Origin of the sequence: Vibrio sp. Isolate23 (assembly GCF_022398095.1) — a bacterium.
GTDB lineage: Bacteria > Pseudomonadota > Gammaproteobacteria > Enterobacterales > Vibrionaceae > Vibrio > Vibrio coralliilyticus_A.
In genome coordinates this window covers 324,688-347,599 of sequence record NZ_JAKEUV010000003.1, presented here as the reverse complement: position 1 = coordinate 347,599, position 22,912 = coordinate 324,688, and the positions used below count along the sequence as shown (strand labels likewise).

Genomic DNA, 22,912 nt, shown 5'->3' with positions numbered 1-22,912 from the left:
AGGTTAATAATTTGTTGCATGTTGCTCTGGGGAGTGCTAGTTTGTAGCGAAATATGGGTGGAACCCAGCAGTTAACCAATCACAAGAGCCGTATAAAGGGTTGGAAAAATAATAAAAGACAGGGAGTATTAGCGCATGAATGATGTACCAGCGCTGGACATAAAGGAACTGCACAAAACATTCGGGCAAAATGAAGTCCTTAAAGGTATCTCACTTGAGGCACACAAAGGGGACGTTATCTCCATTATCGGTTCATCAGGTTCAGGTAAAAGTACCTTCCTAAGATGTATCAACCTTCTTGAAACGCCTACTGAAGGTGAAATTTGGGTTAACGGTGAGTTGATCCAAATGAAAAACAATCGCCAAGGTGAGGCTGTTCCAGCCAACGAAAAGCAAGTACAGCGCATCCGTTCTAGGCTTGCCATGGTATTTCAAGGGTTCAATCTTTGGTCGCACATGACCGTTCTTGAAAATGTTATTGAAGCGCCAGTACACGTGTTAGGCGTACCTAAAGCTCAGGCGTTGGAGAATGCCGAGCTGCTACTCAAAAAAGTTGGTCTGTACGAGCGTAAAGATTATTACCCTGGTCACCTCTCTGGTGGACAACAGCAACGTGCTGCTATTGCACGAGCATTGGCTGTTGATCCTGAAGTGATGTTATTTGACGAGCCTACCTCTGCACTTGACCCAGAGTTGGTAGGTGAAGTGTTGGGTGTAATGCGAGATTTGGCTGAAGAAGGCCGAACCATGTTGGTTGTAACGCATGAAATGGCATTTGCACGCGATGTTTCTAACCATGTCATGTTCTTACACCAAGGTTTAGTGGAAGAGCAGGGAGACCCTGCTAAGCTCTTCACTAACCCAGACTCAGAACGTCTACAGCAGTTCATCTCATCGATTTACTAAGCTTGCATTTACAGCAGGCTAATGACAGACACAATATAAGATAAAAATCACAATCACAGGAGTATGGAAATGAAAAAGTGGTTAGTAGTTGCAGCTTTGGCTGCTACGGCAGCAACAGGTGTGGCTCAAGCGAAAGATTGGAAGACAGTTCGCTTTGGTATTGAAGGTGCGTATCCTCCATTTAGCTGGACAGAAGCGGATGGCTCTCTTAAAGGTTTCGACGTAGACATGGCAAATGCTCTATGTAAGGAAATGCAGGTTCAATGTAAAATCGTTGCGCAAGACTGGGATGGCATCATTCCTTCTCTACTAGCGCGTAAATACGATGCAATCATTGCTGCGATGTCCATCACTGAAGAGCGTAAGAAGAAAGTTGATTTCACGGGCAAATACGCTTTGATCCCTAACAAATTCATCGCGAAAAAAGGCGCAGGTCTAGATTTTGACAACCTAGATGGTCAAAAAATCGCGGTTCAACGTGCAACAACTCACGATAAGTACCTAACTGATAACTACGGTGACAAAGTTGAGATCGTACGTTACGGCTCTTTTGACGAAGCATACCTTGACCTAGCAAACGGTCGTGTGGCTGCGGTTCTTGGTGATGCATCTGCTCTTGAAGAAGGCGTACTAAATAAAGCCGGCGGTGAAGCTTACGAATTTGTTGGCCCGTCACTAACGGATCCAAAATGGTTCGGTGAAGGTTTTGGTATCGCAGTACGTAAGCAAGATAAAGATCTTACTAAGAAGCTAGACGCTGCAATCCTATCTCTACGTGAGAAAGGTGTTTACCAAGAAATTGCTGCTAAGTACTTCAACTACGACGTTTACGGTCAGTAATCGTCGATAAGCGACCGCTGGTTCTAGTTCCTAGAAGTAGCCAGCGGTCGAACTATATCTATAGCTTGTTGATGGTTATATAAGTCAGTAAGCAAGCTTTGAGTCTAGGGATCAGGAACTCACCTATGCTGGATTTACAAGGATACGAAGCCTCTATATTTAAAGGGGCCATTGTGACCATAGAAGTAGCGCTACTTTCGCTGCTGCTTGCGATGGTTTTAGGCATGCTGGGCGCATTGGCAAAAATGGCGCCATACCGCTGGGCACGCGCAATTGCAACACTTTACACCACAGTTATCCGTGGTATTCCCGATTTAGTTTTAATGATGCTGATTTTCTTCGGCGGACAAATTCTGCTTAACAACAGCTTATATGCCATTAATGAATCATTGAATGAGTGGTTTGCTTCTAGTGACCCAAATCATGAATGGACGTCATACTTGCCGGATTACATTGATGTCAGTCCATTTATTGCCGGTGTGCTTACGATTGGCTTTATTTTTGGTGCTTACATGGCGGAAACTTTCCGTGGCGCAATCATGGCTGTAGATAAGGGTGAATTAGAAGCGGCAAAAGCTTACGGGATGAATCCAGTCTTGGCCTTTCGACGCATCCTTTTACCTCAAATGATCCGTCACGCGTTGCCTGGATTTGGCAATAACTGGTTAGTATTACTAAAGACAACAGCGTTGGTTTCCATTATCGGTTTGGAAGATATGGTCCGTATGAGCTCACTCGCTGCGGGTTCTACTAAAATGCCGTTTACCTTTTACATGGCTGTTGCGATCATTTTCCTTTTCTTCACCAGTGTATCGACGGGCTTGCTCAAGCTTGTAGAGCGCAAATTCAGTATTCATGCGAGGTAAGAAATGGATTTCTCACTGATTATCGAAAGTTTACCTATCTATCTCGAAGGCTTGTGGACGACTGTGTGGCTGGTGGGCTTAGCTCTGATTATTGGCCTTTGCGTCGCGATTCCTCTTGGTGTGGCGCGTAATAGCACAAATTATTTAATTAATGGACCGAGCTGGGCATTTATCTACTTTTTCCGTGGTACACCATTGCTGGTTCAGCTCTACCTGATCTACTACGGTATGGATCAGTTCTTCCCAGTCAAAGATACCTTGTGGGAGAACGCATGGTTTTGTGCTCTTGTTGCTTTTGTGCTCAACACATCAGCATACACGGCTGAAATTATCCGCGGTGCTATTAATGGTTTACCTAAAGGTGAAGTTGAAGCGGCTAAAGCCTATGGAATGGGGACGTTTATGACATACCGTAGGATCATTTTGCCAAGCGCTTTGCGTCGAGCATTACCTGCTTATAGCAACGAAGTGATCTTTATGCTTCACGGTAGTGCGGTGGCAGGTATCGTTACTATTGTGGACCTCACAGGTGCGGCACGATTGGTTAACTCTCGCTACTATGCGCCATTCGAATCTTTCTTAACGGCTGGTCTATTCTATATGATGTTGACGTTTATTATTCTTTGGTGTTTCAAATACGCAGAGAAACGTTTCTTGGCATATTTGAGACCGTTAAGCTGAATTAAAAAAGGCTTCCATCTGGAAGCCTTTTTAGTTAGCTAAGAATGATCAAAATCGTACCCGCTAAGGTCATCAAAATGTTTGCAATGGCATAGGTGCCAGCGTATCCAAGTGCTGGAATGGTCGATTTAGCATAGTCGTTCACAATGTCCATTGCCGGAGCGCAGGTTCTAGCACCAATAATGGCACCAAAAAGCAGTGCTCGGTTCATTTTGAGGATATAAGCTCCAACCAAATAGGCAAGAGCGACTGGAACGACACTAACTAAGAAGGATAAACCGATCACCTGTGGGCCAACTTGCGCTAAATGCTCAAACATTTTACCACCGGCACTTAAGCCAATGCCAACCATGAAGAACATTAAGCCTAGATCCTTAACCATGTTTAGTGCGCCTTGCGGTACATAGCCAAACGTGGGGTGATTGGCTCGTAAGAACCCCAAGGTAATACCTGATAGCAACAGGCCGACGGCATTACCTAAGCCAAACGAAACTTGACCAAAAGTCATAGTAATGAGGCCGAACAGGATGCCGAGTATGAAAAAACTACAAAAAGCGAGCAAATCTGCCATTTGGCTGTGAATTGAGATGAAACCGATTTTTTCCGCTAAGCCACGAACACGGCTCTTTTCACCACTGACCTGCAGCACGTCCCCTTTCGCCAGAACAATGTCCAAATCCATGGGCATTTCGATTTGTGCTCGTACTACGCGGTTCAAAAAACAGCCGTATTCGGATAGATTCAAGTCTGACAGACGCTTACCGGCGATAGAGTCACTTTTTACGACGATTTCTTCTTCAACGATGCGTAGATCTAAAAGATTTCGATCGAAGACTTCTTTCCCGTTTCGAAAGCTAGGATCCAGCCGAGCATGGCTGTCTGGAAAACCAACCAGTGCGATTTCGTCGCCTTGTTGCAAAATAGCGTCACCATCAGGATGGGCGAGTATGCCATTTCGACGAATACGCTCAATATAGCAGCCAGTTTGTCGATAGATACCGAGTTCCCTCAGGTTTCTACCATCAATCCAATCGATCAGCTCCTGACCGACACGATAAGCACGAATAATGGGCAAGTAGACCTTACGTTGTCCTGTGTTTCCTAACCCACGCTCTTGAGCGATTTGCTGAGCAGAATCTGATAGGTTCTGCTTTTGCAACTTGGGTAGCAATTTAGCGAACATAATCATGCTGATCAAACCAATCAGATAGGCCATGGCATAACCAACAGACAGGTTTTCAATCACTTGTGAAAAGTCCATCCCGCGAGGGGTTGTGGCTAGTCCAGAGTTCAGTGCATCTTGAGCCCCTACAAGTACTGGTGTCGCAGTTAAAGCTCCCGCCATCATGCCAGCAGAAAGACCGAAATCAAGCCCTAAGCTGTGGCTGGAAAAATAGGTAATACATACAGCGGTTGAAAGCACGACCATACTGAGAATGAAGTAGTGTTTGCCATCCCTAAAGAAAATACCAAAGAAGTTTGGACCTGCCTCGATACCTACGCAGTAAATAAAGAGCATAAAGCCAATCGTCAGCGCATCAGCATTAAACGTAAAGCCTAAATGCCCCATAATCAGCGAAGTCAGGAGTACTCCTATGGAGTTGCCAAGTTGAAGATTTCCAAAGCGAATTTTTCCGATTGCCAGGCCGATGGCAAGGACCACAAAAATGAGAAGGATTGGATTTTGCTCAAGCAAATTTACAACATCGATGTTCACTGGGCAGCTCTTGTTTCAGTGCCATAGGGTAAGTGTGCGAATTGTATCTGAATATTGCAAAATGATAAGTGAAAAATTTGATAATTTACTATTAGCTGACTTGAGTAACGAATTCACAATATTGATTTAATTCAAAATGAAAAGAAGCCGCTTAATAAGCGGCTTCTTTAATTCGTGATAATTACTCGTCAAAAAGACCTAGATGCTCTTTTGCATACGCTTCAAAGTCATCACAACCACCAATGTGCTCTTGATCGACAAAGATTTGTGGAACCGTTTCAACTGGTTTACCTACTGTTTTTTCTAGATCAGCTTTTGAGATACCTTCTGCATGGATATCAACGTAACGGTAGTTGAAGTCGTCGCGCTTAGCTTTAAGCGTTTCAGCATGTTCTTTTGCACGAACACAGTAAGGGCATGCTGGGCGACCAAAGATAACTACGAACATAATGTCTTTCTCCTTTATTTTGTTACGTGCAACTATGCACGAATAAAAGTAGGAAATAAAGATGCAATTACCTGTTGATTTGATAGGTAAAAGCTATTGACGTCTTTTTGTACGTTATCCGTACAAGTTTACCAAATGCATGTGATAGTTAACTTGAGGGCTTGCTCGCGAAAGTCTTATTTTTTATAGGGTTAATGGATGCAAGTTGCACTGAATCAATTTAATTTCTATCGCTTCAAGGCACTCTATTCGTTGTATGTATCAAGCAGGGAGTGTTCGGGTATGTTCCAATTCATGACTTCCACCCGAATTATTTTTGGTGAAGGTTCGCTGCAGTCATCGCTTTCTATTCTCAACCAATACGGTTATAGCGTGTTACTTGTTTCGGGTCAGAGCCTAGATAGGGCAAAAGTTGTAGTCGATTATCTAGAATCTCAATCAATGCGTTATCAACATGTGTCGGTGTCTGGTGAGCCAAATATTACAATGGTGGAAGAAACAGCGTTAATTGGGAGAAAGTTTAAACCTAATATGGTCGTTGCGATTGGTGGGGGTAGTGTTCTGGATATGGGCAAAGCGTTGGCAGCGATCATTCCCAATCAGGGCGATGTATATGATTATGTTGAAGTGGTTGGGCGTAGTGTTCCCTTAAAAGCCAAGCCTATTCCTTTCATTGCCATTCCTACAACGGCAAGTACGGGTTCTGAAGTCACACGTAATGCAGTTTTACGCTCCGGACAAGATCAAGTCAAAGTCAGCCTACGTAGCCCTGATATGTTAGCGGATGTAGCCATCGTTGACCCAAAGTTGACCTACGGTACAGACCTTTATACATCGGGCAGAGGAGCGATGGACGCTTTCACACATTTGATGGAAGCTTATGTTTGCGGAGATCCGAACCCATTGACTGATATGATTTGTGAAGAAGGGCTTCGGCGATTGAGTACTTCAATTCTCTCTGGATGCCTTGACGATAAGCCAGATGCACGTTCTGACCTATCCTTCGCCGCTATGTTGGGAGGGATGGCGAGCACTAATGCTAAGTTGGGTGCTGCTCATGGTTTGGCGTCTGCTTTAGGCGGTAAGTTAGAAGCTCCGCATAGTGTAATTAGTGCTCGTTTAGCACCATATGTGATGTCGGAAAACATTAAAGAGGCTAAAATAGTGGGTCGGCATGACGTCCTTAAGCGTTATAAAAATATTGCAAGGATTTTGACAAGACGAACAAATGCTAGACGAGAGGATGCAATACTTTGGGTAAACATGATGCTAGATAAATTATATCTCCCAAAGCTGGATCAATTCGGTATCTGTAGCACTTCGTTTGATTTGGTTGCTGCTGACGCACTCAAATCTGTCGCTATTAAAGGTAATCCTCTTCCACTCACCCAAGATCGGTTAGTTTATATTCTTAGACAAGTATGCAATTGCCATGGCGAAAATGGTAGGCAAAAAAATATGACCGAGTCACAAGCAACTGCTCGTGTCTTAGGTGGTGAGCTTAAAAGTAGAGAAGTTAAGACACAAAACTCTTAGTCAAGATTTAGATGGAGGGTAGAGAAAAGGAGCGACAAGCGCTCCTTTTTTAAAACTGTGACAGCTTATCGTATCGAGAATCTTTAAGTGCATCTTTTACACGTTTTAAGTTCTCTCTGAAACCGGAACCACGGCGCAGCGTAAAGCCTGTTGCTAGCACATCGATGACCGTCATTTGTACGACACGACTTGCCATTGGCATGTAGACATCGGTGTCTTCAGGAACATCCAATGAAATAGATAGAGAGCTTGCTTTATCCAGCGGAGAATCTTTAGCGGTAATAGCGATAACCGTTGCGCCATTTTCGCGTGCTAGGTTGGCAATTTCTACCTGGCTTTTAGTACGGCCTGTATGGGAAATTAAAACAATGACATCGTTATCAGTACAATTGATGCAGCTCATACGTTGCATCACAATGTCTTCAAAGCAGGTAATTGGGATGTTAAAGCGAATAAACTTATTCTGAGCGTCTCGAGCCACAGCCGAAGAAGCACCAAGGCCAAAAAATGATATGCGCTTTGCCTGAGTAAGCAAATCCACAGCCCGGTTAATTTGCATTGAGTCTAGGCTGTTCTTCGCAACATCTAAACAAGCCATTGTAGATTCAAAAATCTTATGGGTGTATGCATCCGGTCCATCGTCTTCCTCTACGTTACGGTTCACATAAGGTGTTCCGTTTGCGAGGCTTTGCGCTAGATGAAGTTTAAAGTCGGGGAAGCCTTTGGTGTCCAAGCGGCGGCAAAAGCGGTTAACAGTTGGCTCACTTACGTCTGCCATTTTGGCCAGTGTCGCAATACTAGAGTGAATTGCTGTCTGAGGAGAAGCCATAATAACTTCAGCCACTTTACGTTCAGACTTGCTAAAATTCTCTAGATTTTTCTGAATTTTTTCTAATGTATTCATAGTGTTCACGAGGGTATAGAGAACAACTCACTGGATATACCTGTTCATTAAAAGGTTACAAGTCGTCACCTAAAGGCAATAACTATCCAGCGCCATGGGTCCAGTATAAACCTAAGCAACAGATTTACAGTAATTTTTATACAGTTCAATTAGTGAGAATATGACAAGCCTCAAACTAAACTTTGCCAAAACTACACAAATTATCGTTATATGCAAAAGTTTTCGCGATTTGAGGCCATCGATGTTTGGCAAGTTACAGCTTTTTAGAAAGAAATTTTCAGTTTTCTTTGATTTTTTGAGCAGCTGATTGGATTCTTGCCATTAGTTTTGGCGCTTGTTGAGCAATTTCTCTTTGCTCATCCAACACCATACCCAAAATATCTCTTCCTGTCAGTGGGTTAGCTAACACAACTCGAAAAACTATCGTATTTAGCCTATCCCACTGCTCGGGATTTAAGCGAGTACGCGAAACAAACGATTTGCCCGTTTCTCGCTGTCGTTTTTGGATAAATTGAGTTAGTTCATTCAGTAGCTCATTCAGTTCAGACTTTTGCTGGTTGTTTGCTTTCTCAAGAGCGCGACGAATGTCGGAAGGAAGATAGCGATAAGTGAGTAAGCAAAGTTCTGGTTCCGATACCAATTCGAAGTCGTCTTGCTGTTTGATCAATTCGGCAAAGTACTTAGCTTTCTCAATACTTTGGTCGATCAAGAGCTCATAGCCAGGTCGACTAATAATATGCATTGCAGCATAGACTAACATGGCCATCCCAGAGCGAGATCCTTCAAGTGTATGGCTGCCAAGATCTTTAGAACCTTTTCGCAAGATATATTGTGCGTGGTGCTCGATGGACTTCATCGCTTCCGGCTCTTTGAATAGCACCATACCGGCGCCCATTGGAATATACAGTTGTTTATGGGCATCAATGGTAATTGAGTCTGCAAGCTCTACACCATTGAGAAGATGACGATAATTGTTCGACATCAAGGTTGCACCACCCCAAGCTGCATCAATGTGGAAATGGCAGTTTTCATTGCGACAAATTTCTGCAATATCAGCAATGGGATCGATTGAACCTGTTTCCGTTGTTCCCGCGACACCGACCACAGCAAAGGGCTTGATGTTTTGTTGCTTAAGCTGAGAGATGCTGTCTCGTAGTGCTTCTGGGCAGATACGATTGTTAGCATCGGTTTTTACCGCGACTAGGCCTTCCTGGCCAATCCCAAGTACATCTGCAGCCTTCTTTAGTGAGTAATGCCCACGCTCTGATACGAGTACCGCTAATCCTTCGTAGCCGTAATGTTTCATCGCTTTGAAAAGGCCTTCTTTTTCTACGCCTTTAAAGTGACCTTGAGCTTTTAAAGCGTTGTTGCGCGCAACCCAAAGGGCGGTAATGTTGGCAATGGTACCACCAGAGCAGAACGCACCTAGTGAGTGATTCGCACTGTGCATCCATTGGGCGTAAAACTCATCGTTTTGATTGTAAATAAGGCGGTGCAGCATGCCGAGCACTTGGCGCTCTAAGGGGGTAAATGCTTTAGAAGTCTCGATTTTTACTAAATTTTGGTTTAGCGCAATCATGATCTTTGACAGCGGCATCAAGAAATAGGGTAGTGCCGAGGTCATATGACCAATAAAACTTGGTGCAGAGGTGTGCACAGAGTGGGAAACCAAGGTATCAAGTAAGTGCTGGGTATGTTCGGAAACAAACTCGGGCTGCTCTGGAAGCGTAGCGTTAGAGAAATCTTTCTCAATTTCCTTAAGTGGTTTTTCTTCCGCGACAATATGTTCTCGCAAAAACTGGTTTAGATTTTGCGATAGCTTCTCTTCAATTCTAGTTAGTGTTGAGTCTGGCCCTTCAGGGACTGTGAAGATTCGGAGTAAACTCTCGAAACTCACGTCAGCCGTTTTGTGTTCCGATACCATACAGCTCATTGCTCTTATCTTTTTTGTTGCAGCGCGACAATCTAAACGAAAACGGGCGCAAAGTCCCGTCTTAATTATTTGAAATTCTTTTCTGCAATAAGAAGTTTGCCACCAGCAAACTGGCTTGGTGGCAAAGCGTATTACGTGTCACAGGCAATGGTTTCTAACTCTTTAATTGCCTGATTGTAGCGCTTAAGTGCGTCGTCTATTTTAGTGGGGTGACTTAAGAGATCGGCAAACGCAGAGCGAAGGTCGTAGTTCTTCTCATGTGGCTTAGACTGACGGTCGCTAAAGGTTACCTGAGCTAACCTGCCCAATTTGTCGCTGCGTGAAGACAAGGTTTTGATGTCTTTTTGCTCTAGTTGAAGCCATGCTTCGACCGGTTGACTGGTTGCTATCTTGGATGGGTCGTTTTCAAGGTAGTAGTGAACCGCTGCACGGTTTAACTCAAAATGGTTTTTTCGACCTTCCAGAAACCACTCACTGACCTCTTTAAGATCAGGGTATTGCTCAGAAGTTAGCTTTGCTAGATCTTCGTACCAGTGTAGAGAAGCATCAACATAAGCGTCGTATTTCTTGGACAAACATGCATTGTCAGAAGCGGCAACCATAGTAGAGGTCGCGCCTAACAGCAATGCAATCAGTAGACGTGTCATAATGTTTCCTTTTGAAGAATAGTTATTATAAAACCACTAAATTAGTAATCACTAAATTATTATGTGTGGTCGAGCCTTAATATAGTGAATCTAAAGATAAAATCATGCGATCTAGCCTGCAAGAGAGACAAAGAAAAGCATCAATACGGGCACTAAAAGGCTTAATATAAATCCACTCACTATCGCGACGGGTACACATCGGACACCTCCAGTAGTTTGGATGACAGGCAATGTGAAGTCCATCGCCGTTGCACCAGCGTAGCCAATTGCTGTGCAAGGCCGAGAGCGTATCGCGAGGGGAATCAATACTAAGGCAATCAGTTCTCGAAGGAGTTCAATCATAAATGATGCACCTCCATAAACGGGGCCAAAAGCGTCACCCATCAAAATACCCGCTAGAGAATACCAGCCAAAGCCAGAGGCCATTGCCAAGCCACGGTAAAGATCGATATCTAATAGGACGGCAGCCACGATACCACCAATCATAGAGGTTGCGATGATCACTAAGGCGATGATCATACCGTGTTTGTTGAGTAATATTTGGCGAAGCGTCAGGCCACTATTGCGCAGTTGGATGCCGATGAAAAATAGTAAGACAAACAGAATCCATTCGCTAGCTGTGTCTACCCAACTCAAATCGATCGGCAACATTAATCCTGCGAACAAACCACCTCCGACAACAGCAATGAGTTTGACGGACTCCATGGCCATGCTTGAGAGAGGGATCTTAGTTTGTTTGGCATCGGTTTCTATAGGCAAAAGCTTATCGAGGATGGGCAGAGCAGCCAAATTACTCAGGCTAAGACAAGTAAAGAATACGGCAACGTATTTGAGGATGAGCTGTAGGTTTTGCCCGAGGTTATCCAGCGCAGCAAGACTTAAGCCCATTAGTGCTAAGATGACATAAATCAGGTTTGCAGTAGTTGCGTTGATTTTATCAAGAATGGACGACGTGGAAATCGATATTAAATACCCCACAACAAGTGGGGCAAAGATGAATATCATCCCTGAGAACATGTGGCTTCCTGTGTACTGGTACGTTAAGCGCTAAAGTCCACTAGCGCTGATTAACTCATTGATCTGTGTATTGAACTCAATATCACTTAAATTACTGAGTTTGTACAGTATATCTGCGCCAGTTAGGTCAAATTCAACCGTGTGCTCGTCGATTTCTTCATCTTGTCGACGGAACATCAGAATGTGATTGGCAATGCGTGCTATATCTAGGTAACTCACATCAACACTTTGTCTTTGATGCAGTTGATTGGTTGCGACTTCCAAGAAATCACTGTCAAATCCCCAATGCTTTAACACCAGTCGGCTCGCATTGGAACATTGGTTATTGAAAATCTGAAAAGCGATATCTTCATCAAGATAATTACCTTGTTCAAGATACATGTGGTATTCATTTACGATACAAAATAAGCCGATATCAGCGAGTAAACCAGTGAGGAGGGCTTTATCTGTTTCGAGATTACTATACTTAGGGGCGTTAGCTTCTTTAAAACCCTTCACAACCATCACCATGGTGGCTGCCAACTCACGTGAGTTATGAGCGCTATTCACTAATACTTCATTACAGCCGCGACTCAAATTAACGGAGTGTTTCAACTGCTCTATAGCCTGCGCTGTTACGATATCGCGTACTCGTAGAATACCCAAGCGAGATACCGCAGTTACTAAATCGGTGCAGGTTATGTTACGGCGATTAAATATGACAGAATTAGCCACGCGAATGACAATAGCGGCAAGGCCAGGATCTTCAAGCAGGCGGTCTGCAATATCCAACACTGTGGTTGAATCTTGGGTACATAATTTTTGAATGTTTAAAACAACATCGGAAATCGGCGGCAGTGCAATTTTGCCCGAGTTAATGGCATGTTCAACTAACGTTGAGAATTCAGACTCGATGCCTTTGACTAAAAGCTCATTGTTTTCTGGAAGCCAATAAAAGGATAGGTGGTTCATGCATGATCAGCTAAAGATTGTACTTGTTACAGTTTAACTTCCATATCTAATGTTATGCAAATTATTGATAAGTTAAATGAGAGTTTTTGTCCGGTGTATTTTAGCCAGTGAAGTCTGTAAACCCTACTTGTGTGATATTAGTCTCGATTTTATATGAATTTAGTTTTATTGGTGTGAGCTGTGCACAGACTTATTTTTCATCGTTAACTATCATTTATTGTACTTGCAGTCAGTATGCTAATAACAACATAAACCATAGCTTGGCTGGCTGATTTATCTTTTTCGCTTAAAGCTGCTGCTATCTGGTGATCGAAAATAATCGGGGTTTTCTAGATTAGAAGGATCAATGGATATGACAGAGCAACAATTTATTAATTATGTTAACAAGTTTGGTAGTTTCCAAAAGCGTTCAATGTTTGGTGGAACGGGGCTCTTCAAGCAAGACGCTATGTTCGCATTAATCAGCGCTGATAAGGTGTTTATTCGAGGTGGAGAATATCTAGACGACAAATTGGCTATACTGGGCTGCATTAAGTACCGTCACGTGAAGAAGCAAACAACGGCAACGGTCAATTACTACGACATTACTCAGCTATTTAATAATCAAAGTGAGGTGTTGGATGAGATTGTTGAGAACTCAATTAAGTTTTCAGTATCTCAGCGTCACTATAAGAAATCATCCGCGAGTCGACGTTTACGTGATTTACCCAACATGCAGTTGACTCTTGAACGCATGGTAAAAAAAGCAGGCGTTGGTGATGTTGATACTTTCCTGCAGCTAGGTGCGCCAGAAGTATTTTCCAAGGTCAAGGCGACTTACGGTAATGATGTTGATGTCAAATTACTGTGGAAATTTGCAGGTGCGATTGATGGCGTTCATTGGAAATTAATTCAAGAGCCACGTAAACGCCAGTTATTGGCGAGCTGCGCATAGTCAGTGTGAGGAAATACCATACTGGAAAAGAAAAGCCGAGGTCTGAGTACCTCGGCTTTTTTGCATCTTGTTCTTGATTAGAACTTGAAGCGAGTGGTGAACATGAGCTGATCACCATAGAAATCATTGATGCGAGCTTCAGCACCAAGAGAAAACAGTTCTGTTGAGTGAAAACGAACATACGCTGCACCAATCCAGTCGTCATTGTCTTCGATGGAGACATAACCAGCTTTACCACCCACTTCAAGTTGTGGCCCTAACCATTGGCGTACGCCAAGATTGAGCTCCATGCCTGTGTCTGTGCCTTTCCCTGCTTTGCCACCGAAATCCACTAAACGAAACAGCATTTCACCAGTGAAATCGGCCCAGTTGTTGATTGGGGCGTGAAAGCCAAAACCAGCGGCTGCGTCGTAGTCGCCTTCGAATTCTGAATCAACTCGACCAATAACGTGAGCATTAGGGTGGATAGATTTGCTTGCAGCCGCACCAAAGGTTACAGGGCTTGCACCAATGCGAGCTTCCAGATAATCGTAGCTGAAGTTACTCATTACGGTTGGGCTGTTTGGGTCGGTCTCTGCAAAAGCTTGACCAGATGCTAGCACTAAGGCTGCAGCTAAGATTGTTTTACGCATACAAAAGAAAACCTATTCTTGTTAATTTCCTTGGTCAGGTGCAACGGAGTGCTGCCATATCGCGACATGATAATGCATTGTCACAGTCCGACACTACAAAAAATGTCATTGTTCTGTCGTTATTTACATGATAAAGCAATAAATATGCCAAAAAACATAAGAAATAGTGGCTTATTCACCAAAACTCATTCTGTTTTTTGCGACGGCATTTAAAATTTGTTCGGTATCGAGCACCGCAGACCAAGACATTAAATCGTGACTGTTCTCGATCATATATTGGGTCAGTTGATTTTTAATGACATCACGTAACTCTTCGCCGCGCCAAGGCTTAGCAATGTAAAAGTGCAGACTCGAATGATTGACCGCTTCCACAGTGTCTTCTAAGCCAGCTTGACCAGTTAGCAAGACTTTCCGCGCGTTTTTTGTGGAAGGGTTATCGCTTAGCTCAATCAAAAAACTGATCCCAGTTTGCTCTGGCATAATGTGATCACACAGGATCAGTGCCAGGTGTCCGTCTTCTTTTTCTACATCTTCAATAATAGATTTAGCTTCCGATACTGACTCGGCTGCTTCGAGAACGAAATACTCTTCGAAGCATTCTAAGTCTTGAATGACACTATCTAAGACTTCACGCTCATCATCGACACATAAGATTAAGTATTTTGGCATATTAATTCCTTACTATGACTTGTGCGTTTTGAAAGGTAACCAAACGGACATACGGGTAAAGCTTCCCGCTTCGGATTGCACTTCAATCTTACCGCCATGCTGATTCACAATTTGTTGGCAGACCGATAGCCCAATACCTAACCCGAAATTCCCTTCTTTCTTGGTCGTAAAATTAAGGGCAAAAATTTGACGCTGTAAATATTGAGGTATTCCTGAACCATTATCTTCAAAAGATATCACCACCCATTTCTGATTTTGGGCGTGATGAATTTCAGAGCGGATAGAAAGCTTTCCTTTTGTAGGTAAAGCATCAATGGCATTCGAAACTAGGTTGGTCCAAACTTGCTGAAGAGCAATGGGCATACATTGTATTGGGGGTAAGTCGCAATATTCTTTCTCAACAGTATGCATCTTGAGCTTGTTTTCAAAGATAACTAAAGTATCCTCGATGCCCTCATGTATATCGGCTAGGCGAAAGGTCTCATCGTCAGGGCGAGCATAGCCTTTCAGGCTCTTAACCATATCGGCAATACGCTGAGCACAAACATTGATTGATCTTAAAGTTGAACCAACCAAATGATAACGTTCTAGTGTATCTAGCTCATCAAATATTGTAGTACTGGCTTGCTCAGCATTGTTTAGCCAGGTTTGGTTTTCCTCTAGTCCAAGCTTTACTAATTTTTTTGCAATACGTCGATCACCCACTTGAGACTCAATCTTTTTCGCTAACAGGCGCTCTTCAGAGGTAGATCTTGGTTTGGACACAAGCGAATTAGATAAAATATCAGCCCCTAGTACCGCCAATGGCTCATCCCTATGATCACTCACCAGTTTACCAATGTTGGTTGTAATGGTCTCTGTACCACGCAAAATAGCAGCGATAGGGTTGTTGAGTTCGTGGGCAACTCCCGCGACTAACTGGCCGAGCATGGCCATCTTTTCTCGTTCTATCAATTGTTGGTGTGCTGACTCTAAGGATTCTAGAGTCTTTTGCAGTTCAAGTTTGGTATTGATGCTACGCTGCAATCGACGATTAAAATGCCGTAAGAGAAGGTTGGTAAAGAGGGGGAGCAATGCTGTGTTTGAGTGCATGACTTTGGCGAACACGTCTCTATCCAGCTTTATCACCTCGGTCTTTTTTAATGTGAGTGCCGTAGAGAAAGAGAGCTCGCCAGTAACAAACGACATTCCTCCAACAATGTTCCCTTTTGTGTGGCGGACGACTTCTCTTTGTACTCCTTGGTCATCTTTTTTATAGAGAGCGACTTCCCCGTCGGTAATAAACCAAAGAAATCGATTCTCTTCACCTTCTTTCGTCAGTAAGTGTTGTGAGGAGTAGGTACGGCATGCACGCGTGTCGTCGGTATCTGAGAAAAAATCATGAAGAGCGGAGATGACCTGTTCTGCCAGCTCTTGATCTGAGAGTTTGTGATGATCGGTGATGAACCCTTCTCGGTAGCTACGCATCTTCAACTCAATATGTGAGCGAAGCAGCCGCTGCTGGTCAAGTATCTGACTATAAGAGAGAAGGTTATCCTTATCGTTTTCTAGTACAAATGTGGTCAACTCTTTCTTAACCGTTTTGTATACGAGGTTATCTTGGAGAGGCTTGGTTAAGCAGTGGTCTAGTCGCCCTTCGTTGACAGCAGACAAGATGGCTTGGATATCTTGTCCGCAACTGATTAAAATTTTACGCGCACTTTGAGTGTGAGCGCTTTTGTCGAGTTGGATTAAAAAGTCAGCCCCATTAAAGTTTTCATGATGACTGGCAAGGACGAGGGCGACGGATTGTTGGTTTTCTTGACAAAAGGAGAGTGCGGCATGAGCGTCGTCGAGCGTATCTGCAGTGTGGATATCGAACCTTGCAGCGAATTGACTCAGCTCTCGTCGCAGTTGCTCTACACTAATGGGATTGTTGTCTAAACAAAGTAAGGCATACTGATTCACAATTCTCGTTCGTCTCTTTCTGAACTCACCAATCTGGTTTTACTCTAACAAGGATTGAACAAGGGGACTGAGACACAGGTTTTAGATTCCTTTACGATTTGTGAAGAATGCCAATACTCTGATTTAACTCAATGTTTTTTGGTGTAAACTGCAATAAATACTTAAGTGAAGATAAATACATGCATCAGTTGAAAAAATACGGCGCTATTGGTGGCGCCATCTCTTTGGCTTTGTGTTGGCCGCTGGCGGTTGGGCAGATAGGGCAGAATGTTATTCATGACGGGATTGCCCATTTGAGCAATGACTCCCTGAAAGCGGAAATTGTTTCTTACGATCGCGGTTATCTGTCTTCTGAAGTTCAAACTCGCTATACCATCGTCGACCAAGAGCTTGCCAGCCAACTTGGCATGGATGGTCTACCAAGTGAATTTGTCGTAAACAGCCATGTGTCTCACGGTTTGCTGAGTTTGAAAGCAACGTCAACGCTGAACGATGTCGAACAGTTTCCTCTGACATTGACCACGGTCACACAGCTAAATGGCAATACGGATTACGTTTTGGATCTTGATAACTGGCATCAATCGACGGAGGATAAAGGTGGAGCTATGGTGTCTGTGACGCCTTCTTCGCTCAAAGGGCACGTTACCGTCCTAGGTGAGATGAGCTACGATCTCGATATCCCTTCAGTGGAGATAGATTTCAATAGCGGCGAGAAAATGTTGCTTACAAATATCAAAGGTTCAGGTCAGGGCAGAAAGCAAAATAGCTTTTGGTTAGGTGATCAAGAAATCAATATCGCCGATATCTCTATACTTGATTCGAGCCAAGCGCGGCTTTTCTCAATGAAAAGTGGCCAGTATCAATTCTCTTCTTCCCTTGATGATGTTTCTCAACGTGTGAATAGTCAACATATTGTCAGTGCAAGTAAACTCCTGATGTCTGAGGGAGAAGCGGATAACTTAGTTTTGGATCTAGAGTTTGGTGATTTAGACAGTGACTCGTTTGAACACTTAGTCAGTATGTATCAGAACAATCCAGTACTGACTACTGATGACATTCAAAACGCGATTCCTTATGTTGAGACGTTATTCTCAAAAGGTTTCTATCTCTCGATGAACAAGATGGCGCTGACTTTGGGTGATAATGGTGAGTTTGAGAGTACATGGAAAATTACAGTGCCTGAAGGAACCAATAACGTTACACAAAATCCCGCTATGATTCTTCCTTCTTTGACCGGTAACCTTGACACCTTTTTCTCAAAGGGATTAGTCGAACAGTATCCATTTATCAAGCAAGGTATCGATGAAGCGATTGTGATGGAGTTTGTCAGCCAAAATGAGCAAGGCTATCAAATTCAAGCAGAGCTTAAAGATGGCAATCTTGTGTTTGAAAATGGTAAGCATATTCCACTTATCGGTATCTTGTTACCTGCAATGATGCAGCAATAAATAATAGTTTTTGTTGCTTACAGGGTAAAGATTCCTTCATCTATCGATGGGCCTGCTTTGACTGCTGAGATTCATCTTTTTAGTGAAGGTAGGTCGGCCAATACGACCTACCTTTGATCTGAGGCTGCTCCATGGGTTGTAGTTGTCTCAAGGGTGGTTTGGAGTAAGGCGGTATATATTACCTCGGTCGGTACTAAAGAAGAGTTCATCTTTGGGGCTGACAGTAATATGTCGGATACGCTCATTGAGCTTCTCTAGAATACGAGTTTCACCAACGGCTTGATTATGGTCATCAAGAGTGACCACATTTATATGAGTGAGCTTCAGCGATGGGGCAAGCAGTTTTCCATCCAAATCTGGGTAGTTCTTGCCTCGATACAATAGTAGGCTTGATGGCGCAATAGAGGGTACGTAAACCTTAACTGGAGGCTCTATACCTTCTTTTTCCTCAGACTCTCCGACATTGATAGGGCCCCAGTACTCTTTTCCGTGAGAAGTAATAGGCCAACCGTAGTTTCTTCCTTTCTTGATCTGATTAATCTCATCCCCACCTCTTGGCCCATGTTCGATAGACCAAAGTGTTTTGGACTGGGGATCGTAATACAGGCCTTGCGGGTTTCGATGACCATAACTCCATATCTCCTTTGCCGCCCCTTTTTGTTTGGCGAAAGGGTTGCCGTTAGCAGCTGAACCATCTGGCAATAAACGAAGGATAGAACCTGCGTGGGTATTGCGGTCTTGACCGTTATCTCTTTCCCCTCGATCACCCACACTCATGTATAAGAATTGCTCATCAAACGTAATGCGGCTGCCATAGTGGCGGTTGGTAGATGAGTAGGAAGTGGAGGTGAAAATATTCTTCCAGTGAGATAATTTGTCTTCAGAAAACTGAAACGTGGCGAGTGCGGTGTCCGAACCATTAGTAGTACGTTTGCTGTAGGTCACATAAACTTGGTTTGCATCAAATGGTGACATTGCAATGTCAAGTAATCCACCTTGACCGTTTGCGTATAACCCTGCTGGGTTGCCCATCAATCTTGTGCTTTCCCCTGTCGTGATGTCCACTGACAATATGTGTCCATTACGCTCTGTGACAAGCAAAGTACTGTCATCTGCGAATGTCATTCCCCAGGGAACCAATAAGCCAGATGCTACTTTTTCTACTGCATAGTCCATTGCCAATGCCTGATTTACCCAGCATGTGAGAGTCATTAAGGGTAGGGCTAAGTATTTGATCACGTTAGGTTGTCTCCCTAGCTCAGATAGTTCATAGAGTGTAGCACGATAATAAATCATCGTTTTTATGTATATATTTCACATTACCCCTTTTGTTTGGCTAATGTTTGGTCTATTATGACGAAGTGTCAAAAATGACGATTCGTCATGAATGGTGTTTATCACGTATTTAGTATTCGTGTTACAATTGGAGAGTTGAGGAGCAACGAACGGGTACGGATCGAAATAATCATGTTTGGGTTTAACTGCAAAAAAAGTGATAAGAAAGACAATGCAGGTTGTGGCTTTGGGTTAACCAAAAAACAACAAGCGATTGCCGATAGAGAAGTGGAACTGATATTGCTCGCGAAAAAGCTAGTTCAAAAGGAAGGGTGGAGCAACCTGACCATGGACAAGCTAACGGCGGCCAGCCCTTACTCGAAAGGTACAATTTACAATCACTTTAGCAGTAAAGAAGACGCGATTGTTGCGCTATGTATTCATTCTTTGAAAAGCGAAGCGGTGTTATTTGCCCGTGCCGAAGAATTTGAAGGTAAGACTCGGGAAAAGATCATGGCTATGCATGTAGGCTATCGTATCTATGCTCGCATGGAGCCGATTTTGTCGATGTGCGCATTGATGGCAAAAAACCCGTGGGTGCTTGAAAAAGCATCGTCTGAACGGGTTCGAGAGCTAAATGAATTGGAAGAGCAAGTCATTGAAAGTGCAGATCAGCTAGTCAACTATGCAGTGGAAACTGGAGACTTGAAGTTTTCTCCGGGAATAAGCTCAGATGCAATTGTGTTTGCTAACTGGTCAATTGCCTTCGGCTCAAATGCTCTGACGCAAAACGCGTCTAATAGCCGCTGCATCAATCGCTTACAGGACCCATTCTCCGTGTTACATAATGCCAATATGTTGTTGGATGGACTGAATTGGAAACCGCTTTCAAGTGAGTGGGATTACAAAAAAACTTGGCGCCGGGTCGAACAAGAACTTTTTAGTGAAGAGCTAGAATACCTAGAATCGGTCGGACGCTAATACCATCCAGTTCAAATAAAGCCCGTTATGGGTTTTATTTATCACTCTAAGTGACGAATCGTCAAAAAAAGGCACTCAGTAGCGCTTGAATTTTTCAAGCGTGAGCTTTGTTACTTAAGCACCAGCATCTGCTGGTTTTTAAATAACAACTTTTGACGAAACGTCACAAACGGAGAGTGTGATGACATCTGCCAACTCTAATACTCATCAGCCGCATTCGTGGCTCACGTTACCCACACGATTCAGTGTATGGGTGTTCCTATTGACCTTAGCACTGGTCATTGCTGCGACTTTAGGGGGAAAGAATCTCTATTTTCGCGGAGACTACAACATTTTCTTTGATGGAAAAAACAAGCAATTATTAGCGTACGAGGAGATACAAACTACCTTTGCAAAGTCCGATAATCTTGCGATTATCATTTCCCCACAAAGTGGTAACGTCTTTGAGCCGAAAACGCTCGAATTGATACAAAAACTCACTCGTGATGCTTGGCAAGTTCCTTATTCAAGCCGAGTTGACTCCATTGCTAATTATCAGCACACCGAAGCCATTGAAGATGATCTGATAGTCGAGGACCTTCTGTTGGAAGATTATCCTCTGACCGCTGAACGCATCGAGAAAGTGAGAGCAATAGCTTTATCCGAACCTGTGATAAAACATGCGCTTATCTCTGAAAAAGGAGATGTGACCGTGGTGAATGTGACAGTCCAATTACCGGAAGTCGATGAGACTACGGAAGTTCTTGAAGTGGTTGCTGGGGTCGATCAACTGTTGAGCAAATACGGTGAGTTATACCCGCACGTTGAGTTTCACAAAGCAGGGATCATTGCGATGAACCATGCCTTTATGGTGGCTGCTCAAGATGATACTTCGACCTTAGTACCAGCCATGTTGTTAGTGATACTGGTGTTCCTAACGATCATGCTGCGCTCTTTTCTCAGTGTGATTGCTACGTTAGTGGTGATCATTGGTTCAGTGGCAGCAACCATGGGGCTATCAGGTTGGGCCGGTATGTTCCTGAGCACAGCGACCGTCAATATTCCCACGTTAGTGATGACTTTGGCCGTCGCAGACTGTGTTCATGTTATTGCGACAATGCGTCAAAGCATGCAGAAAGGTCATTCAAAACAGTATGCTATTGATCAAAGTGTCTCGATAAACTTCATACCTATTGTCATCACTTCCGTGACGACTGCACTGGGCTTTCTGATGATGAATATGTCCGATTCTCCAGTATTGAGGGATTTTGGCAATCTGTCGGCACTCGGTGTCATGTTAGCGTGCTTCCTTTCTGTCACTTTGTTGCCAGCGCTTCTCAAACTGTTACCCATCAAGGTGAAGGAGAAAGCGTTAGATTCTGGTGAGACTTACGATTCCATGGACAAACTGGGGGATTGGGTTGTCAGCAATCGAAAAGTGTTGTTGCCTCTGTCTGTCATTGTGATTACTGTCTCTGCTGCTCTGATACCTTTGAATAAAGTTAACGATGAATCAGTGAAATATTTTGACTCGCGCAATGAATTTCGACGCGCGGCTGACTTTATGGAAGAGCGTATCAGCGGTATGACAACTATCAGCATTGCAGTGAAAACACACGAATCTCAGGGGATAGCCGATCCTGAATTCCTCACAACCATCAGTGAGTTTACTGATTGGCTGCGTACCCAGCCGGAAACCGATCACGTGGCAACACTCTCCGATGTGTATAAGCGCCTTAATAAGAACATGCACGGTGATGATGACAGTTATTACACATTGCCATTACAACGGGAATTAGCCGCACAATATCTTCTGTTGTATGAGATGTCTCTACCGTATGGATTGGATCTCAATAATCAGATTAATGTAGATAAATCATCCATTAAGCTTGTCTTGACCGTTGATAATTTAGGCAGCGTTGAATTGGTTGCCTTAGAAAACAGGATTTATGACTGGTTCAAGGAAAATGGTCAACAGTACGAAGTTGTTGCCTCAAGCCCATCTTTGATGTTCGCACATATCGGTGAAACCAACATGACGAGCATGTTGTCGACGTTGCCTATCACTCTGATACTGATCTCTGGACTGATGATATTTGCACTACGCTCTGTGCGCCTTGGGATGATCAGCATCGTGCCTAACATGGCACCTGCAATTATTGGTTTTGGTTTGTGGGCTTTGTTATCGGGGGAGATCAACCTTGGCTTATCTGTCGTTGTCACACTCACCTTGGGTATTGTGGTTGATGATGCTGTTCACTTCCTCTCTAAATACCAGCGCGCGCGTAAACAAGGACAAAGTGCTGAAGAGGCTGTGCGTTATGCATTCCATACAGTAGGTCGAGCTCTATGGATTACTACTATTGTTTTGGTCGCAGGTTTCACCGTTCTAGCTATGTCCACTTTCAGACTTAATGCGGATATGGGCCAATTGAGTGCCATGGTTATCTTTATTGCTTTAGTGGTGGACTTTGTTTTCTTACCTGCACTGTTAATGCGATTTGATACCGCAAGTTATGCGCAGGAAAACCAATCGCAGACATCAGCGGCCACGCCAACTCAGCCATCAGCGGCTCCTCAGACACAAAGTTAAAGGAATAC

Annotated in this window: 19 protein-coding genes and 1 pseudogene; 9 read left to right on the top strand and 11 right to left on the bottom strand. The window is 43.6% G+C overall.

Going from position 1 to position 22,912, the window contains the following annotated elements:
• Positions 1-135: 135 nt before the first annotated feature.
• The 4 genes from L1D31_RS11415 to L1D31_RS11400 all read left to right on the top strand — a co-directional run bounded on the left by L1D31_RS11415 (position 136) and on the right by L1D31_RS11400 (position 3,293).
• A complete protein-coding gene (locus L1D31_RS11415; RefSeq protein WP_006959044.1) occupies positions 136-906 on the top strand; it encodes an ABC transporter ATP-binding protein in 771 nt (256 codons plus the stop codon).
• A gap of 69 nt (positions 907-975) precedes the next feature.
• Complete coding sequence (locus tag L1D31_RS11410) at positions 976-1,746, top strand: ABC transporter substrate-binding protein (protein ID WP_239837247.1); 771 nt, start codon at positions 976-978, stop codon at positions 1,744-1,746.
• A gap of 125 nt (positions 1,747-1,871) precedes the next feature.
• Positions 1,872-2,612, top strand: a complete 741-nt coding sequence (locus tag L1D31_RS11405; RefSeq protein WP_239837246.1) for an ABC transporter permease — start codon at positions 1,872-1,874, stop codon at positions 2,610-2,612.
• Between the two features lie 3 nt (positions 2,613-2,615).
• A complete protein-coding gene (locus L1D31_RS11400; RefSeq protein WP_239837245.1) occupies positions 2,616-3,293 on the top strand; it encodes an ABC transporter permease in 678 nt (225 codons plus the stop codon).
• A gap of 34 nt (positions 3,294-3,327) precedes the next feature.
• Here L1D31_RS11400 and L1D31_RS11395 read toward each other — a convergent pair whose 3' ends face one another.
• Both L1D31_RS11395 and L1D31_RS11390 read right to left on the bottom strand, forming a co-directional pair.
• Positions 3,328-5,010: an aspartate:alanine antiporter gene (locus tag L1D31_RS11395; RefSeq protein ID WP_239837244.1), complete on the bottom strand. Its 1,683-nt coding sequence runs from the start codon at positions 5,008-5,010 to the stop codon at positions 3,328-3,330.
• A 181-nt stretch (positions 5,011-5,191) separates the two neighbouring features.
• The gene (locus tag L1D31_RS11390) at positions 5,192-5,458 is read right to left on the bottom strand and encodes a GrxA family glutaredoxin (protein ID WP_006959039.1); all 267 of its coding nucleotides are present in this window, start codon (positions 5,456-5,458) and stop codon (positions 5,192-5,194) included.
• 282 nt (positions 5,459-5,740) lie between these two features.
• Here L1D31_RS11390 and L1D31_RS11385 point away from each other — a divergent pair.
• Positions 5,741-6,889: pseudogene (locus tag L1D31_RS11385) on the top strand (iron-containing alcohol dehydrogenase); the annotation flags it as partial.
• 154 nt (positions 6,890-7,043) lie between these two features.
• Here L1D31_RS11385 and L1D31_RS11380 read toward each other — a convergent pair.
• The 5 genes from L1D31_RS11380 to L1D31_RS11360 form a co-directional block, all read right to left on the bottom strand.
• On the bottom strand, positions 7,044-7,898 hold the full coding sequence (locus L1D31_RS11380) for a MurR/RpiR family transcriptional regulator (protein WP_019276064.1): 855 nt from the start codon (positions 7,896-7,898) through the stop codon (positions 7,044-7,046).
• Between the two features lie 277 nt (positions 7,899-8,175).
• A complete protein-coding gene (gene panP, locus L1D31_RS11375; RefSeq protein WP_239837242.1) occupies positions 8,176-9,822 on the bottom strand; it encodes a pyridoxal-dependent aspartate 1-decarboxylase PanP in 1,647 nt (548 codons plus the stop codon).
• Positions 9,823-9,962: 140 nt separating this feature from the next.
• Positions 9,963-10,478 (bottom strand): hypothetical protein, encoded by a 516-nt coding sequence (locus tag L1D31_RS11370; RefSeq protein ID WP_239837241.1) that lies wholly within the window; start codon positions 10,476-10,478, stop codon positions 9,963-9,965.
• A gap of 111 nt (positions 10,479-10,589) precedes the next feature.
• Positions 10,590-11,495, bottom strand: a complete 906-nt coding sequence (locus L1D31_RS11365) for a lysine exporter LysO family protein (RefSeq protein WP_239837240.1) — start codon at positions 11,493-11,495, stop codon at positions 10,590-10,592.
• Positions 11,496-11,525: 30 nt separating this feature from the next.
• Positions 11,526-12,446, bottom strand: a complete 921-nt coding sequence (locus L1D31_RS11360; RefSeq protein WP_239837239.1) for an HDOD domain-containing protein — start codon at positions 12,444-12,446, stop codon at positions 11,526-11,528.
• A gap of 346 nt (positions 12,447-12,792) precedes the next feature.
• Between L1D31_RS11360 and L1D31_RS11355 the strand changes: the two genes are divergently transcribed.
• Positions 12,793-13,380 carry a TfoX/Sxy family DNA transformation protein gene (locus tag L1D31_RS11355; RefSeq protein WP_239837238.1) on the top strand — a complete coding sequence of 196 codons (588 nt, stop codon included), beginning with the start codon at positions 12,793-12,795 and terminating at the stop codon, positions 13,378-13,380.
• A gap of 77 nt (positions 13,381-13,457) precedes the next feature.
• Here L1D31_RS11355 and L1D31_RS11350 read toward each other — a convergent pair whose 3' ends face one another.
• From L1D31_RS11350 to L1D31_RS11340, 3 genes are all read right to left on the bottom strand, one after another.
• On the bottom strand, positions 13,458-14,012 hold the full coding sequence (locus L1D31_RS11350) for a hypothetical protein (RefSeq protein ID WP_239837237.1): 555 nt from the start codon (positions 14,010-14,012) through the stop codon (positions 13,458-13,460).
• 171 nt (positions 14,013-14,183) lie between these two features.
• Complete coding sequence (locus tag L1D31_RS11345) at positions 14,184-14,681, bottom strand: response regulator (protein ID WP_239837236.1); 498 nt, start codon at positions 14,679-14,681, stop codon at positions 14,184-14,186.
• 12 nt (positions 14,682-14,693) lie between these two features.
• Entirely contained in the window at positions 14,694-16,628 is a 1,935-nt protein-coding gene (locus tag L1D31_RS11340; protein ID WP_239837235.1) for an ATP-binding protein, read from the bottom strand.
• A 179-nt stretch (positions 16,629-16,807) separates the two neighbouring features.
• Between L1D31_RS11340 and L1D31_RS11335 the strand changes: the two genes are divergently transcribed.
• Complete coding sequence (locus L1D31_RS11335) at positions 16,808-18,076, top strand: DUF945 family protein (RefSeq protein WP_239837234.1); 1,269 nt, start codon at positions 16,808-16,810, stop codon at positions 18,074-18,076.
• 147 nt (positions 18,077-18,223) lie between these two features.
• Here the strand turns inward: L1D31_RS11335 and L1D31_RS11330 are convergent, their stop codons facing one another.
• Entirely contained in the window at positions 18,224-19,288 is a 1,065-nt protein-coding gene (locus L1D31_RS11330; RefSeq protein ID WP_239837378.1) for a PQQ-dependent sugar dehydrogenase, read from the bottom strand.
• A 255-nt stretch (positions 19,289-19,543) separates the two neighbouring features.
• Here L1D31_RS11330 and L1D31_RS11325 point away from each other — a divergent pair, with 255 nt between their 5' ends.
• Both L1D31_RS11325 and L1D31_RS11320 read left to right on the top strand, forming a co-directional pair.
• A complete protein-coding gene (locus L1D31_RS11325) occupies positions 19,544-20,332 on the top strand; it encodes a TetR/AcrR family transcriptional regulator (protein WP_239837233.1) in 789 nt (262 codons plus the stop codon).
• 181 nt (positions 20,333-20,513) lie between these two features.
• On the top strand, positions 20,514-22,904 hold the full coding sequence (locus tag L1D31_RS11320; protein ID WP_239837232.1) for an MMPL family transporter: 2,391 nt from the start codon (positions 20,514-20,516) through the stop codon (positions 22,902-22,904).
• The last annotated feature ends 8 nt before the right edge of the window (positions 22,905-22,912 follow it).

Bases quoted from the DNA above. Each gene is read 5' to 3' on its own strand.
- L1D31_RS11335 (WP_239837234.1), top strand. From the start codon at position 16,808: ATGCATCAGTTGAAAAAATACGGCGCTATTGGTGGCGCCATCTCTTTG.
- L1D31_RS11390 (WP_006959039.1), bottom strand. From the start codon at position 5,458: ATGTTCGTAGTTATCTTTGGTCGCCCAGCATGCCCTTACTGTGTTCGT.
- L1D31_RS11415 (WP_006959044.1), top strand. From the start codon at position 136: ATGAATGATGTACCAGCGCTGGACATAAAGGAACTGCACAAAACATTC.
- L1D31_RS11345 (WP_239837236.1), bottom strand. From the start codon at position 14,681: ATGCCAAAATACTTAATCTTATGTGTCGATGATGAGCGTGAAGTCTTA.
- panP (WP_239837242.1), bottom strand. From the start codon at position 9,822: ATGGTATCGGAACACAAAACGGCTGACGTGAGTTTCGAGAGTTTACTC.
- L1D31_RS11330 (WP_239837378.1), bottom strand. From the start codon at position 19,288: ATGACTCTCACATGCTGGGTAAATCAGGCATTGGCAATGGACTATGCA.
- L1D31_RS11400 (WP_239837245.1), top strand. From the start codon at position 2,616: ATGGATTTCTCACTGATTATCGAAAGTTTACCTATCTATCTCGAAGGC.
- L1D31_RS11410 (WP_239837247.1), top strand. From the start codon at position 976: ATGAAAAAGTGGTTAGTAGTTGCAGCTTTGGCTGCTACGGCAGCAACA.
- L1D31_RS11320 (WP_239837232.1), top strand. From the start codon at position 20,514: ATGACATCTGCCAACTCTAATACTCATCAGCCGCATTCGTGGCTCACG.
- L1D31_RS11405 (WP_239837246.1), top strand. From the start codon at position 1,872: ATGCTGGATTTACAAGGATACGAAGCCTCTATATTTAAAGGGGCCATT.
- L1D31_RS11350 (WP_239837237.1), bottom strand. From the start codon at position 14,012: ATGCGTAAAACAATCTTAGCTGCAGCCTTAGTGCTAGCATCTGGTCAA.
- L1D31_RS11365 (WP_239837240.1), bottom strand. From the start codon at position 11,495: ATGTTCTCAGGGATGATATTCATCTTTGCCCCACTTGTTGTGGGGTAT.
- L1D31_RS11370 (WP_239837241.1), bottom strand. From the start codon at position 10,478: ATGACACGTCTACTGATTGCATTGCTGTTAGGCGCGACCTCTACTATG.
- L1D31_RS11325 (WP_239837233.1), top strand. From the start codon at position 19,544: ATGTTTGGGTTTAACTGCAAAAAAAGTGATAAGAAAGACAATGCAGGT.
- L1D31_RS11360 (WP_239837239.1), bottom strand. From the start codon at position 12,446: ATGAACCACCTATCCTTTTATTGGCTTCCAGAAAACAATGAGCTTTTA.
- L1D31_RS11380 (WP_019276064.1), bottom strand. From the start codon at position 7,898: ATGAATACATTAGAAAAAATTCAGAAAAATCTAGAGAATTTTAGCAAG.
- L1D31_RS11355 (WP_239837238.1), top strand. From the start codon at position 12,793: ATGGATATGACAGAGCAACAATTTATTAATTATGTTAACAAGTTTGGT.